The sequence below is a fragment of the Bosea beijingensis genome (assembly GCF_030758975.1).
Classification (GTDB): Bacteria; Pseudomonadota; Alphaproteobacteria; order Rhizobiales; family Beijerinckiaceae; genus Allobosea; species Allobosea beijingensis.
Genome location: NZ_CP132359.1, coordinates 73,493 through 86,688, shown reverse-complemented (window position 1 = coordinate 86,688; position 13,196 = coordinate 73,493). Strand labels below are relative to the sequence as shown.

12 protein-coding genes and 1 other RNA gene are annotated in these 13,196 nt (G+C 67.6%); 6 read left to right on the top strand and 7 right to left on the bottom strand.

Features of this window, described 5'->3' with window-relative positions; genetic code table 11:
* Positions 1-34 precede the first annotated feature (34 nt).
* Entirely contained in the window at positions 35-340 is a 306-nt protein-coding gene (locus Q9235_RS00430; protein ID WP_306224800.1) for a hypothetical protein, read from the top strand.
* Positions 341-427: 87 nt separating this feature from the next.
* Here Q9235_RS00430 and msrB read toward each other — a convergent pair whose 3' ends face one another.
* Positions 428-859, bottom strand: coding sequence for a peptide-methionine (R)-S-oxide reductase MsrB (msrB, locus tag Q9235_RS00425; RefSeq protein WP_306224799.1), 432 nt, complete (start codon positions 857-859; stop codon positions 428-430).
* 228 nt (positions 860-1,087) lie between these two features.
* Between msrB and Q9235_RS00420 the strand changes: the two genes are divergently transcribed.
* The 3 genes from Q9235_RS00420 (at position 1,088) to Q9235_RS00410 (ending at position 3,874) form a co-directional block, all read left to right on the top strand.
* Positions 1,088-2,311, top strand: coding sequence for a BtaA family protein (locus Q9235_RS00420; RefSeq protein ID WP_306224798.1), 1,224 nt, complete (start codon positions 1,088-1,090; stop codon positions 2,309-2,311).
* Positions 2,308-2,985: a class I SAM-dependent methyltransferase gene (locus Q9235_RS00415; protein ID WP_306224797.1), complete on the top strand. Its 678-nt coding sequence runs from the start codon at positions 2,308-2,310 to the stop codon at positions 2,983-2,985. The genes Q9235_RS00420 and Q9235_RS00415 overlap by 4 nt, the downstream gene beginning before the upstream one ends.
* A 91-nt stretch (positions 2,986-3,076) precedes the next feature.
* Entirely contained in the window at positions 3,077-3,874 is a 798-nt protein-coding gene (locus tag Q9235_RS00410; protein WP_306228055.1) for a potassium channel family protein, read from the top strand.
* Positions 3,875-3,964: 90 nt separating this feature from the next.
* Here Q9235_RS00410 and Q9235_RS00405 read toward each other — a convergent pair whose 3' ends face one another.
* Complete coding sequence (locus tag Q9235_RS00405) at positions 3,965-4,537, bottom strand: thioesterase family protein (RefSeq protein ID WP_306224796.1); 573 nt, start codon at positions 4,535-4,537, stop codon at positions 3,965-3,967.
* Between the two features lie 202 nt (positions 4,538-4,739).
* On the opposite strand from Q9235_RS00405, the gene Q9235_RS00400 reads away from it, so the two are divergent.
* Both Q9235_RS00400 and Q9235_RS00395 read left to right on the top strand, forming a co-directional pair.
* The gene (locus Q9235_RS00400; RefSeq protein WP_306224795.1) at positions 4,740-6,179 is read left to right on the top strand and encodes an FAD-binding oxidoreductase; all 1,440 of its coding nucleotides are present in this window, start codon (positions 4,740-4,742) and stop codon (positions 6,177-6,179) included.
* A gap of 230 nt (positions 6,180-6,409) precedes the next feature.
* Positions 6,410-10,000 (top strand): AsmA family protein, encoded by a 3,591-nt coding sequence (locus tag Q9235_RS00395; protein WP_306224794.1) that lies wholly within the window; start codon positions 6,410-6,412, stop codon positions 9,998-10,000.
* Positions 10,001-10,287: 287 nt separating this feature from the next.
* Here Q9235_RS00395 and Q9235_RS00390 read toward each other — a convergent pair whose 3' ends face one another.
* From Q9235_RS00390 to ssrA, 5 genes are all read right to left on the bottom strand, one after another.
* Positions 10,288-10,512, bottom strand: a complete 225-nt coding sequence (locus tag Q9235_RS00390; protein ID WP_306224793.1) for a ribbon-helix-helix domain-containing protein — start codon at positions 10,510-10,512, stop codon at positions 10,288-10,290.
* Positions 10,509-10,703, bottom strand: coding sequence for a DUF4169 family protein (locus Q9235_RS00385; RefSeq protein ID WP_306224792.1), 195 nt, complete (start codon positions 10,701-10,703; stop codon positions 10,509-10,511). Before Q9235_RS00385 ends, Q9235_RS00390 begins: the two co-directional genes overlap by 4 nt.
* A gap of 15 nt (positions 10,704-10,718) precedes the next feature.
* Positions 10,719-12,113, bottom strand: coding sequence for a class II fumarate hydratase (gene fumC / locus Q9235_RS00380; protein WP_306224791.1), 1,395 nt, complete (start codon positions 12,111-12,113; stop codon positions 10,719-10,721).
* 14 nt (positions 12,114-12,127) lie between these two features.
* Positions 12,128-12,703, bottom strand: coding sequence for an SspB family protein (locus tag Q9235_RS00375; protein WP_306224790.1), 576 nt, complete (start codon positions 12,701-12,703; stop codon positions 12,128-12,130).
* A 62-nt stretch (positions 12,704-12,765) separates the two neighbouring features.
* Positions 12,766-13,176: a transfer-messenger RNA gene (ssrA, locus tag Q9235_RS00370) on the bottom strand.
* Positions 13,177-13,196 lie beyond the last annotated feature (20 nt).

Here is a 13,196-nt window from a genome sequence, read left to right as displayed (position 1 = left end):
ATTTTATATCCCGTTCCACAGGGAGGTGGCAGCAATGACCGGGCAGGGCGGAGTGGGAGGCTGGGAGGTCAGCAACCAGGTGCCGGTGCTGGCCGATTACGATGCCTTCGCTGCCGATCCGGTGCTGCCGGGGATCGTCGCGGCCTTCGGCGCCGATTGGGCGCGCGAGCGGCTGCACGAGGCGGGGCGGACGGTCGGCTCTCCCGAAGATGATGCGCAACGAAGGACAGGCGCGGCGATTGACCGAGCGGCTGGATGGCGGCTGGTCCGGGCAATTCGGCGATCTGCCACTGGGCGTCGATGCGGCAGCGCTGGCGCGACGGCGATGCCCGCTCACTGAAACGTCATGCCCGGGCTTGACCCGGGCATCTCCTCATCACTTTTCCGTCTGGAGATGCTCGGGTCAAGCCCGAGCATGACGGCGCTATCAGGCTGCTTCCGGCTCGAAATTCATCGCCTCGCCGTTGATGCAATAGCGCAGGCCGGTTGGCGGCGGGCCGTCGGGGAAGACATGGCCGAGATGGCCGCCGCAATTGGCGCAATGGACTTCGACGCGGAGCATGCCGTAGCTGCGATCCTCGGTGGTGCCGACGGCGTCCTCGAGCGGCTGGTCGAAGCTCGGCCAGCCGGTGCCGCTCTCGAATTTCTCGCCTGACCTGAACAGCTTCTGTCCGCAGCCGGCGCAGGAGAAGGTGCCGGCGCGCTTCTCGTAGTTGAGCGCGCAGGAGCCGGCCCGCTCGGTGCCATGGCCACGCAGGATGCGGTACTGCTCGGGTGTCAGGCGCGCGCGCCATTCGGCGTCCGTGAGCTGGAAGGGAAAGTTCTCCTCCTGCTTCTTCTCGGCTCCGAACATGCTCATCAGACCCATTGCGATCTCCTTCCTGGCGGGAGCGCCTCGTCGGCTTTCGTGACGTCAATATGGGGTTTTGCGAGCCGGATTTCAGCCCCAACCGACGCTCCCGCTTTCACGAAGCCGTGCCGGCCGTCACCGGACCGTCACGCGACTCCTCTAGCAGCCCGGCCACCCGCAAAGGGAGGAAAACCGGTGACGCAACAGGCGACGCAAACGGCGCGCGCGGCCCGCCGCATGACGAGCTCCGGTCTTGGTCAGGCCGTCAGGCGCAGCAAGACACTGTCCAAGGCCGGCATGCTGGAATGGCTGTTCGCCCGCGCCTTCTCGGGATTGGTCTATCCGCAGATCTGGGAGGACCCGGTCGTCGACATGGCGGCGCTTGAGCTCAAGGCCGATGACCATGTCGTCGCGATCGCGTCCGGCTCCTGCAACATCCTGTCCTATCTGACGGCGGCGCCGATCCGGGTCAGCGCGGTCGATCTCAACGCCACCCATATCGCGCTCGGCAAGCTCAAGCTCGCGGCGCTGGCGCGGATGGACAGCCAGGAGGATTTCCTGCGCTTCTTCGGCCGGGCCAATGAAAGCGACAATGTCGCGCTCTATGATCGCGAGATCGCTGATCATCTCGATGCCGTCTCGCGGGGATACTGGGAGGGGCGAGGGCTGAACGGGCGGCGCCGGATCAGCCTCTTCGCCAAAGGCTTTCATCGCTATGGCCTGCTCGGGCGCTTCATCGGGACCGGGCATGTGCTGGCGCGGCTGCTCGGCGGCAATCCCAGGGCAATGCTGGCGGCGCGCGACCTGGCCGAGCAGCGCGTGCTTTACGGCAAGCATCTCGCGCCGGTTTTCGAACGCAAGCTGGTGCGCTGGCTTGTGCGCCAGCCGGCCTCGCTCTATGGGCTCGGCATTCCGCCGGCGCAGTACAAGGCGCTGGCCGCCGATGGCGAGGACGGCATCCTGGGCGCGCTGAAGCTTCGGCTGGAGCGTCTGGCCTGCGACTTCGATCTCAAGGACAATTACTTCGCCCAGCAGGCCTTTGGGCGGCGCTATGGCGACGGACCGGATGCGGCTTTCCCGCCCTATCTCCAGCCGCAGCATTTCGCGGCGGTCAAAGAGCGCGCGCCGGCCGTCACCTATCGCCAGAGCGCGGTCACGGCCTTCCTGGAGGACCAGCCGGCCGAGAGCTGCGATGCCTATGTCCTGCTCGATGCGCAGGACTGGATGAACGATGCCGATCTCACGGCTTTGTGGTCGCAGATCACGCGCACGGCCCGGCCGGGAGCGCGGGTGATCTTCCGCACGGCGGCCGACGAGCGTCTGCTGCCGGGCCGGGTGCCAGCCGCCATCCTCGACCAGTGGCATTACGAGGAGGAGAAGAGCCGCGAGCTCTGCCGGCAGGATCGTTCGGCGATCTATGGCGGCTTTCACCTCTATGTGCTGAGGGAGACCGCACGATGAGCGCGGCAGAGGCGCCTGCGGATTCCGCCGCCGGGCTGATGGACCGGATCTACCGCCACCAGCGCCATATCTACGACGCCAGCCGGAAGTTCTACCTGCTCGGCCGCGACCAGCTCATCGATGGCTTGCAGTCGCCGATGGGCGGAAGCGTGCTGGAGATCGGCTGCGGGACCGGGCGCAACCTGATCCGGATCGCCAGGCGCTATCCGGATTGCGCCTGCTACGGGCTCGATGTGTCCAGCGCGATGCTGGAGACGGCGCAAGGCTCGGTCGCAAAGGCGGGTCTGGAGCAGCGGATCAGGCTCGCGCAAGCGGATGCGACCGGCTTCGACCCGCAGGCGCTGTTCGGCCGTGCTGGTTTCGACCGGATCGTGATCTCCTACGCGCTGTCGATGATCCCGCCCTGGCAGGGTGTGGTGGCCGAGGCGCTGCGTCGGCTGAATCCTGGCGGCTCGCTGCATATCGTCGATTTCGGCGATCAGGCGGGTTTGCCGGCGCCGTTCAAGGCGGTGCTGCTGCGCTGGCTCGCGCTGTTCCATGTCACGCCGCGCGAAGATCTACCCGCTGTCGCGCGTGCCATGGCCGAAGCCGCAGGTGCCGACTGCCGGGTCAGCGGGCCCTATCGCGGCTATGCGGTCCATGCCGTGGCGACGCAGCGCCGGGACGCAGCATAGCGGCAGGTCAAGCTCTTATCCTCGCATCGGCCTCATCCGAGAACCGCGCCACACTTTTCGGGCCGATGCGATAGCGCCTATGCTGCCAGCAATGGATGCTGCCGACGCCCCGCCCGACCAGAGTCGCTTCGAAGCCCTGCGCGACCGGCTGCGCCAGCTCTATCATGGCCGCTCGCCTGCGGCCCTGCGCTTCCAGGCGGTGACGACGGTCGTCGATTTCCTGATCATCGCCTTCTTCATCCTGACGCCGCTGCTGCGCGAGAAATCAGCCTTCCTCTGGATCGACTATTCCGTCGCTGTGATCATGATCGCCGAGATCGGCGCGCGGCTGCTCGCCTCGACCAACATGCTCAGGTTGCTGCGCCAGCCGACCATGCTGCTCGATCTCTTCATCCTGCTCACGCTGCTCATGCCGCAATGGCTGGAGAATTTCGGCTTCCTGCGCATCCTCAGGCTGTGGTCGCTCTCGCATAAGGGCATCGTCTGGGCGCAGTTCCGTGAAACCCGCTTCCGCGAATGGGAAACCGTGGTCCGGGCGCTGAGCAACATCGCAACCTTCCTCTTCGTGGTGACCGGCTTCGTCTACACCTTCTTCTTCCGGCACGAGGGCGGGCTGGAGAGCTATGTCCAGGCGCTCTATTTTACGGTCGCGACGGTGACCACGACCGGCTTCGGCGACGTGACGCTGCCCGGCGTTGCCGGCAAGCTGACCTCTATCGTGGTGATGATCGTCGGGATCACGCTGTTCGTGCGGCTGGCGCAGGCGCTGTTCCGCCCGAACAAGGTGCTGTTCCCCTGTCCCGAATGCGCTTTGCAGCGGCACGAGCCGGATGCGGTCTATTGCAAGGCCTGCGGACACAAGCTGAAGATTCCCGACGGCGATCCCTGAGGAACTCAGATACGCAACCTTCATACTGAGGAGCGCCGCAGGCGCGTCTCCTCGGGATGAGGGCTGACGTTTCCGAAGTGTCGAACCGGTTCAGTGCCGGGTTTCGGTTGCCGTCTCGGTCTCGCGCTCCTCGGTGGTCTCGTCGACCCGGATGGCGGATTTCTTGGGCATGCCGATGATGCGGCCGATCGTGGCTGGCAACGGCATCATGCTGTGGGCCGCCTTCATCAAGGCGATGTTGGCGAGGATATCGGCCGGGAAGGGCGTGACCTTGCGATGGACCATGTCGACATGCAGCGACAGGTTCTCGCTGGTCGCCGCCAGCCAGCCCTCGTTGGCGTGCCGCATCTCCAGGTAATAATGCAGGCGCTTGTCGTCGAAGGCGATGAGCTGCGCGGTGACGCGGACGAGATCGCCCTCGGTCAACTCGCGCTTGTAGAGGATGTGGCACTCCGCCGTGAAAGTGGAGGCATGGCGGGTCTCGACATAGTCGCGGGTAAGGCCGACCAGCGAGAAGACCTCGTCGACCGCGCGGTCGAACAGCACATGGTAATAGGCCATGTTGAGATGACCGTTATAGTCGATCCACTGCGGCTCGACCCGCATCGCCGACGAGACGAAGGGTGCGAAGAACAGCGCCGGGGCGCGCGTATCGTGTTTCATGTTCGCCTCCCTGACAGGCGCCTCGTTCAAGGGCAGGCGGCATTATTGCCGCTGCCCATTCGACCGTCGCATGATCTAGTATGCATCGCTCGCAAGCGGCGTCAGCATCTTGGGCCGGCCAGTATGGCAGGACCATGTCGAAGCGTAACCAATTGCGAAACCGATCTGTTCCAAGTCTAAGCGCCAGAACCGGATGTTGACAATGAGCCTGCCCAGCACCGCCCCTCATGCCAGCCCTGCCTCCGCCGCAGTGCTGCCGCCCTCGCCGGAGGCGATTGCCGCGGTGACGCAGGCGCTGGCCGCAAGCTTCGGCAACCGGCTGGTCACCAGCCTGGCGGTGCGCCAGCAGCACGGCCATACGCTGACCTGGATCCCGAACCAGCCGCCGGATGCAGTGGTGTTCCCGCAGAACACGGGCGAAGTCTCGGAGATCGTGAAGCTCTGCGCCGGCCATGGCGTGCCGGTTATCGCTTTCGGCACAGGCACTTCGCTGGAGGGCCATGTTAACGCGACCTTCGGCGGCGTCTGCATCGACATGTCCCAGATGAAGCGGATCATCGCGGTCCATGCCGAGGATCTCGATGTCGTCGTCGAGGCCGGCGTCACCCGCAAGGAGCTCAACGAGCATCTGCGCGACCAGGGTCTGATGTTCCCGATCGATCCCGGCGCCGACGCCTCGCTCGGCGGCATGGCCGCGACGCGCGCTTCGGGCACCAACGCCGTCCGCTATGGGACGATGAAAGACAATGTCCTGGCGCTGACCGCGGTGATGGCCGACGGTTCGATCGTCAAGACCTCGACGCGCGCCCGCAAGACCTCGGCCGGATACGACCTCACCCGCTTGCTCGTCGGCTCGGAAGGCACGCTCGGCATCATCACCGAGGTGACGCTGAAGCTGCACGGCATCCCGGAGGCGATCGCCGCCGGAGTCTGCCCGTTCCCCTCGGTGAAGGCCGCCTGCGATGCGACCATCATCACGATCCAGTCCGGCCTGCCGGTCGCACGCATCGAACTGCTCGACGACGTGATGATCCGCGGCGTCAACCTGCATGCCAAGCTCGGCTTAGCCGAGACGACGATGCTCTTCGTCGAATTCCACGGCACGGAAGCCGGCGTGAAGGAGCAGTCCGAGCGCTTCGGCGAGATCGCGGCCGAGTTCGGCGGCGGTCCGTTCGAATGGGCGACCAAGGCCGAGGACCGCTCCAAGCTCTGGCAGGCGCGCCATGACGCCTATTGGGCGGCCAAGGCGCTGCGCCCCGGCTTCGAATCGGTCGCGACCGATGTCTGCGTGCCGATCTCGCGCCTGGCCGAATGCGTCGAGGAAACCAAGCGCGACATCGAGGCCTCCGGCCTGGTCGCGCCGATCGCGGGCCATGTCGGCGACGGCAATTTCCACACGCAGCCGCTGGTCGATTTGGCGGATGCTGCGGAGGTCGAGCGCGCGCAGGCCTTCATCGACCGGCTGGTGAAGCGGGCGCTGGCGATGGGGGGCACCTGCACGGGCGAGCACGGTGTCGGCCAGAAGAAGATGAAATATCTGGAGCAGGAGCATGGGGCCGAGGCGCTCGCGGTGATGCGCGTGCTGAAACGCGCGCTCGACCCGCGCAACATCCTCAATCCCGGAAAAATCGTCGCCCTGTGACGCCGTTGCGGCTTGCGCCTTTGGTTTCCTTCGCCGAAATGTCGTGATCTTGCCGCGACTTGCGGGCAGGATGGGCAGGTGTCGGCACGAGCCGTCATTGCGAGGAGCAAAGCGACGAAGCAATCGAGGGGACGTAGAGTTCTGTCGCTCCCGGATTGCTTCGCTGCGCTCGCAATGACGACCGAAGTCGGCGCTGTTCCACCACGAGCGACAGGGGCAGGCAGCGGAATTTGCGTGAGAGTCTGACAGTTCTGGCCGGCCTGCTGGTGCTGGCGCTGCTGGCGGCCCTGATCGGCCCCGGCTTCGTCGACTGGCGCGCCTATCGCCCGCAGATCGAGACCCGATTGAGCGAGGCGCTCGGCGTCGAGACGCGTGTCGGCGGTGCCATCGGCCTGAGGCTGCTGCCCTCGCCGCGCATCGCGCTGGAGGATGTCAGGATCGGCCCCGGCGACGGCACGGCGAGTTCCGCCAGCGCCGAGCAAGCGACCGTGGAACTGGCGCTGGCGGCGCTCGCGCGCGGCGAGTTCCGCTTCTCCGAAGCGCGGCTAGACGGCGCGGCGCTCTCGCTCTCGCTCGACGAGTCGGGTGCCATCCGCCTGCCCGAGCGGAGCGGCACGGGCATCCCGGCCGGAGCGAGCCTCGATCGTCTGACGATCAGCCGTTCGACCCTGATCTGGCGCGAGGCGGGCAAGCCGGCGGTCGTCCTGTCGCCGATCGCGGCCGAGATGTCGGCGGTAAGCCTTGCCGGTCCGTGGCGCTTCGAGGGCGAGGTCGCCGGCGCATCGCTGCGTGTCACCACAGGCGAGATCGAGGATGACGGCCGGCTCAGGACGAAGGCCTATCTCACCGGCGAGGATATTCAGCTCGGCTTCGACGGGGCGCTGGTCTTCCCGAAGAGCGCCGAGGGCTTCGGTGCCGAACTCGATGGCGCCTTCAATCTCTCGCCGGGCGGTGCCGTTGCGGTGGCCGGGCGGGTCAAGGGTGGCAGCCGCCAGCTCGATCTCTCCGGGCTCACGCTCGATCTCGCCGGCGGCGCCGCGCGGCTTGAGGGCGAAGGGCAGTATCTTCCCGGTACCGGCAAGGGCTCGCTGGCCCTGCGGGCGCGGCGGCTCGACGCCGACGCGCTGACGACGGCGCTGGCCGAAAGGCAGGGTTTCGAGCGCGCCTTGCAGGGCCTGCCCGGCTCCTTCGATGTCAGCCTCGATCTCGACCAGTTAATCTGGCGTGGGGAGGACTTCGCGAACCTCGCCCTGCGCGGGCATCTGCATGACGGAGGCTTGAGCGATGCTTCGGCTTCCGTGCGCGTGGCGGGTGCGCTGATCGGCGCCAGCGGCAATCTCGATGGTAACGGGGCCTCGGGCCGTCTCAATCTCAAGGCCGAGGATGCGAGGCGCGTCGGGCTGGTGCTGTCGCGGGCCGGGCTCGATCCGGCGCTGGCCGATTTCATCGCGCGGCTCGGGCGGATAGATGCCGATATCGTCGGCGCCTGGACGGGCAGCGGCGGGCGCTTCCAGCGCCTGCTGGTCGCGGGGTCGTCGGGCCTGCGCCTCGACGCTTCCGGCGAGATCGCGCCGAACCGCATCGCCGCGAAGGCGGCGCTGAACGGGCTCTCGCTCGATACGCTGCCGCCCGGCAACAGCCTCTCCGGCCTGCTCCGGCAGCGCGACGTGGCACTGGATCTCGCGCTGACCAACCTGCGCTTCCGCAACGCGCCGCCGGGCTCGGCCAATCTCGATCTCCGGCGCGAGGGCGACGTCTGGCGGCTGAGCCGGCTGTCGGTCGATGGCTTCGGCGGCGTCGCCGTCACCGGCGCTGGCGCATTGCTGGCGGAGGGCGGCGAGATTTCCGGCCGGGTGAGGGCGCCGCGCTTCGAGACGCTGACGGCTCTGGCCGGGCCGCTGCTGCCGGAGACCGCGATCCAGGCGCTCCAGCGCGTCGGCGAGGGGCTGGCGCGGCTCGATACCGGCTTCCGGCTGACGCGCGCGGCCTCGGGCGACACCAGCCTGTCGGCCGAAGGCACGGCTGCGGCGGGCCGGCTCAAGCTCGACGGCCGGCTCGACCGGGCCGGTAACTGGAACCGGGCGGCGCTGGGCTTCGAGCTCAACGACCGGCGGCAGGCTTTCGCGGCCCTCGGCTTGCCATTGCCGCAGCAGGGTGGGCCGGGCCGGTTCAATTTGGAGCTGGACCAGGGCAAGGCGACGGGTTCGCTGGCCGGGCAGGGGCTCTCGATCGTCGCCGAGAGTGGCCGGCAGGGGCTCCGATTGACCCTGCAGGCGGACGGACCGGGGCAGGTTCTCGCCGAAGGCCCGGCACGCCTGCTTCCGGACGGTGTGATCGACGCGTCTGCGCGGCTTGGCCTCGTCGAGGAGGCGATCCGGCTCGATGAGATCACGGCTCATCTCGGCGGCATGGCGGTGAATGGTTCGCTGCTGCTGCCGCGCGAGGGGCGCTCCTCCGGTCGCATCGCGATGCCGGCGGCCGACCTGCGCCCGCTGATGAACGCGGCGTTGGGGCAGGCGGCGGCGACGCCGAACGCGCTCTGGTCGACCGGGCGCTTCGGGCGCGTCGCTGGCTTCCCCGATTTCGATATCGCGGTGGAGACCGGGACGCTGCTCGCCTTCGACGGCGGGGCGATCCGTAATGCGAGTTTCACGCTGCGCTCGGATCAGGACGGGCTCCGGATCGACGATATCCGCGGCAGCTATGGCGGCGGGCAGGTCGCCGGGCGGCTCGGTCTGCGGCGCGATGGCGGGCTCGCGCAGCTCAACGGGCGGCTCAGCCTGATGGCGGTCGATCTCGGCGAGTTCACCAAAGGGGCCGTCGGCGGCAAGGCCTCGGGGCAGGTCGAGTTCGGCGGCTCGGGCGAGACGCCGGCGCGGCTGGTGGCGGGCCTGAGCGGGGCCGGCAGCCTCGCATTCACGGCGACGCGCCTCGCCCGCTTCGATCCCAACGCCTATGCGCGGATCATCGCCGGGACCGGCGAGGATGCGTCCGAGAGCGACGCTTCGCGGCTGCAGGATCGTCTCAGCGAGGCGCTCGATCGGGGTGCCTGGGCGCTCGGTGACGTCACGCTGCCTTTCACGCTGGCCGGCGGGTTGATCCGGCTCCAGCCCTTCGCCTTCGAGCGCAACGGCCTGCGCGCCGAGGCGAGCGGCATCCTCGACCTGCGTGCGCTGACCGCCGATCTAAGGCTCGGCCTGAGGCCGCTGGGCAGCCTGCCCAAGGGCTGGCCGGGCGATGCGCCGCAGATCGGCATCGCCTGGCGTGGGCCGTTGTCGAATCTTCGGCGCGAGAGCGATGTCAGCGCCTTGTCGAATACAGTCGCGGCGCGGGCGCTGGCGCGCGAGATCGAGCGGGTCGAGGCCTTCGAGGCCGATGCGCGCGAGCGCGCGATGCATGCGCGGCGCCTGCGGGCCGAGCGCGAGACGCGCGAGAACGAGCGCAAGCTCAACGAATTCCTGAAGGCACAGGAAGAGGCGCGTATCGCCGAGGAGAAGCGTCAGGAAGAAGCTCGGCGCATCGAGGAGCAGCGTCGGCAGGCAGAGGAGAAGCGTGCCGAGGAATTGCGGCGCATCGAGCAGGCACGAGCCGAGCTGGAAGCGCGCCGACGGGCAGAGGCCGAGGAGCGTGCCCGCGCTGCGGCCGAGCGAGCGGCGGCTGCCGAACGGGCCGCAGCGCAGTCCACGCCGCCACAGCTTCAACCACAGTCCGGCCCGCTGGTTTTGCCGGGAGCGCCACTCAGCAGCTCGCCGGAAGGGGCCGTGCAGGCGCCAAGCGGCGGCATCGCACCGCCGCAGCCTCGTGGCGCGCCGTTGCGTTGAGAGCTTGATTCAAGTGTTTCGCGATTTGATTCCGGGATTTGCTGCAAGCTATTGAATAGGCGTGATTTTGTTCGCGGTGTTGTCGTCGCTTGCGCTGCCTTCACTCACGGACCTTTGTCATTCCGGGGCGCGCCACAGGTGCGAACCCGGAACCCACGGCCGGGTGAGACATTCGACGTCTGATTGCAGACCGCTCGCCCAGTCGTGGATTCCGTGTTCTTCGCTGCGCGAAGCCCCGGAATGACAAGGGCTTCCGGCTCGGTGACCCCGCCATTGCCTGTGCAGCCCTAAAGGCTGCCCGCCAATTTCCGATAATGCGCCAGCGCATGGAGCCGCAGGGCGGAGGAGAGGTTGAGTTCGCCGCGCCCGGAATCGACCTCGGCGACGAGGGCTGCGATCGGGCGATCTTCGCTTGCCGCGATCTCCCTCAGCGCCTCCCAGAAGGGCGCTTCCAGCGAGATGCTGGTGCGGTGGCCGGCGATGCTGAGCGAGCGCTTGCGCTCCGGCTTCATGCCGGCTCCGGCTCGTCGCGGTCGAGCTTGTGCCCGTCGACATGGCGGGCGGCCTTGTCGCGCTCGGCCCCGGTCAGCTTGCGCTCGGCCTTGGTCCGGCCGAAGGAAATGCGGTTCTGCTCGGCCGTCTTCTCAGCCTCCGCGCGCGCCTTCTGCTTGCGGACCTGGCGGAGGTTGATGATCTCGGCCACCGGGCGAACCTCGCGTCAGTGCGGGCCGAGCATGAGCTCGGGCTTCACCGTCTTGTCGAAGAGCTCGGCCTCGACGCCGGCCTTGAGCGCTTCCTCGCGGAGCGTCGTGCCATTGTGGTGGGCAGCCTTGGCGATGCTGGCGGCCTTGTCGTAGCCGATCGCGGGCGCCAGTGCCGTCACCAGCATCAGCGAGCGCGAGAGCAAGTCTTTGAGCTGCGCCTCGTTGGCCTCGATACCCTCGACGCAGTTGACGCGGAAGCTCTCGGCGGCGTCGGCCAGCAGCCGGACGGACTGCAGGAAGGCGGCGGCAATCACCGGCTTGAAGACGTTGAGCTCGAAATGGCCTTGGCTGGCCGCGAAGCCGATCGTCGCCTGGTTGCCATGGACCTGGGTCGCGACCATGGTCAGTGCCTCGGCCTGGGTCGGATTGACCTTGCCCGGCATGATCGAGGAGCCGGGCTCGTTCTCCGGCAGGCTGATCTCACCCAGCCCCGAGCGCGGACCGGAGCCCATCAGGCGGATGTCGTTGGCGATCTTGAAGAGGTCGGAGGCGAGCGCGGCGAGCGCACCATGGGCGGCGGCGAGCGCGCCATGGCTCGCCAGTGCCTCGAACTTGTTGTCGGCGCTGCGGAATGGCAGGCCGGTCAGCGTCGCGATCTCCTTGGCGAACAAGGCGGCGAAGTCGGGATGGGTATTGAGGCCGGTACCGACGGCGGTGCCGCCCTGTGCCAGCGCATAGAGCCCGCCGAGCGCCGCCTCGATCCGGCCGATGCCGAGATGGAGCTGCATCGCGTAGCCCGAGAATTCCTGGCCGAGCGTGACGGGGGTCGCGTCCTGAAGATGGGTGCGGCCGATCTTGACGAGGTGCTTGAAGGCCTCGGCCTTGGCGTTCAGCGCCTTTTCGAGGCTGCGCAGCGCCGGCAGCAGGCGGTGCGTGATCTCCAGCACGGCGGAGATATGCATCGCCGTCGGGAAGGCGTCGTTCGAGGACTGGCCGCGGTTGACGTGGTCGTTGGGGTGGACCGGGCTCTTGGCGCCGAGACCGGCACCGAGCAGTTCATTGGCGCGGTTGGCCAGGACCTCGTTGGCGTTCATGTTCGACTGGGTGCCGGAGCCGGTCTGCCAGATCACCAGCGGGAAATGTCCGTCGAACTTGCCGGCGAGCGTCTCGTCCGCGGCATGGGCGATGGCGCCGGCGACGCGCTGGTCGAGCAGGCCGAGCTTCGCGTTGACATGGGCGGCGGCCTTTTTGACCAGCACCAGTGCATGGACGAGCGGCAGCGGCATGCGCTCGCTCTCGCCACCGATGCGGAAATTCTCGAGGGAGCGCTGCGTCTGCGCGCCCCAGTATCGATCCGCGGGCACCGCGATCGGGCCGAAGGAATCGGTTTCGGTGCGCGTCTCGGTCATGGCGTCCGTCGTCGTCAGGGCTTCTTGCGGAAGGAGTCGAGGCTGACCACCTCGGCGCTGCCGCGGCTGTCATCGCTCTCGGCAGCCGGTTCCGCCTTGGCGGATGCTGCTGCGGCGGGTTCGGCCGCAGGCGCCTTGCCCTTGGTGGCGGGGAGGGCGGCCGGCACGATCTTGGCCGGCGCGGGCGGGGCCTCGGCAGGCTCCGCTTCCTGGGCGGCGGCCTCTTCGGCCTGGTCCTGCGCCTCGAATTTCAGGCCGAACTGGACGGAAGGGTCGAAGAAGGTCGAGATCGCGTCGAAAGGCACGAGCAGCCGCTCCGGCACGCCGGAGAAGGACAGGCCGACCTCGAAGGAATGCTCGCCGACGCTCAGGTCCCAGAACTGGTGCTGCAGGACGATCGTCATCTCGTCGGGATGCTTCTCGCGCAGGCGCTGCGACAGGCGCACGCCCGGCGCCTGGGTGCGGAAAGTCACGTAGAAATGGTGCTCGCCCGGCAGCCCGTCGCGCGCGGCCTCCGTCAGGATCTTGCGGACCACGCCCTTCAGCGCGTCCTGCACCATGAGATCGTAACGAAGAACATCCTTGGACATCGAGTCGTGGTTTCCGCTTGTTGCGTTCCGGCGGGAACAGCCGGCAGGCCGTCAGAAAAAGAAGTGGAGGCTTCTGTTGCCAGGCGCCTCCGAGCCCCGCCTTACGCGGCTAAACGCAAGGGCTTTGGTTTGGGAACCAGCACCGCTTACGCGGCGACAGCAACCCGAGCATTGTTGTCGTTGGCAACTATGCTTTGGCCCGATAACGGCGGAACCATGCCGAGCAAAAGGATAACCTTTACACCCTCGTCGATCCTATTTCGCCCCCGCCGCAGCCCTGCAACCGCTCGGCTGCAAGTTCCTGCTGCTCGCGCCGCAGGAGTGTCCCTGTGCTCGCGCCGCAGGGCTGTGGTGGAGGCGCCGGGTACCGCCCCCGGGTCCGAAAGGCTTATTTCGAGATCCGTTTATCGCCATAGCCGTTCTTGCGAGCGGCACCTGCGAATATAGGGAAGGCCGTGGCGTTGGGAAAGGGTTCTCACGCTTTTTCGACAGG

Excerpts from the sequence above, each read along its gene's own strand:
- Q9235_RS00430 (WP_306224800.1), top strand. The coding sequence starts at position 35 with ATGACCGGGCAGGGCGGAGTGGGAGGCTGGGAGGTCAGCAACCAGGTG.
- msrB (WP_306224799.1), bottom strand. The coding sequence starts at position 859 with ATGAGCATGTTCGGAGCCGAGAAGAAGCAGGAGGAGAACTTTCCCTTC.
- Q9235_RS00420 (WP_306224798.1), top strand. The coding sequence starts at position 1,088 with ATGACGAGCTCCGGTCTTGGTCAGGCCGTCAGGCGCAGCAAGACACTG.
- Q9235_RS00415 (WP_306224797.1), top strand. The coding sequence starts at position 2,308 with ATGAGCGCGGCAGAGGCGCCTGCGGATTCCGCCGCCGGGCTGATGGAC.
- Q9235_RS00410 (WP_306228055.1), top strand. The coding sequence starts at position 3,077 with ATGGATGCTGCCGACGCCCCGCCCGACCAGAGTCGCTTCGAAGCCCTG.
- Q9235_RS00405 (WP_306224796.1), bottom strand. The coding sequence starts at position 4,537 with ATGAAACACGATACGCGCGCCCCGGCGCTGTTCTTCGCACCCTTCGTC.
- Q9235_RS00400 (WP_306224795.1), top strand. The coding sequence starts at position 4,740 with ATGAGCCTGCCCAGCACCGCCCCTCATGCCAGCCCTGCCTCCGCCGCA.
- Q9235_RS00390 (WP_306224793.1), bottom strand. The coding sequence starts at position 10,512 with ATGAAGCCGGAGCGCAAGCGCTCGCTCAGCATCGCCGGCCACCGCACC.
- fumC (WP_306224791.1), bottom strand. The coding sequence starts at position 12,113 with ATGACCGAGACGCGCACCGAAACCGATTCCTTCGGCCCGATCGCGGTG.
- Q9235_RS00375 (WP_306224790.1), bottom strand. The coding sequence starts at position 12,703 with ATGTCCAAGGATGTTCTTCGTTACGATCTCATGGTGCAGGACGCGCTG.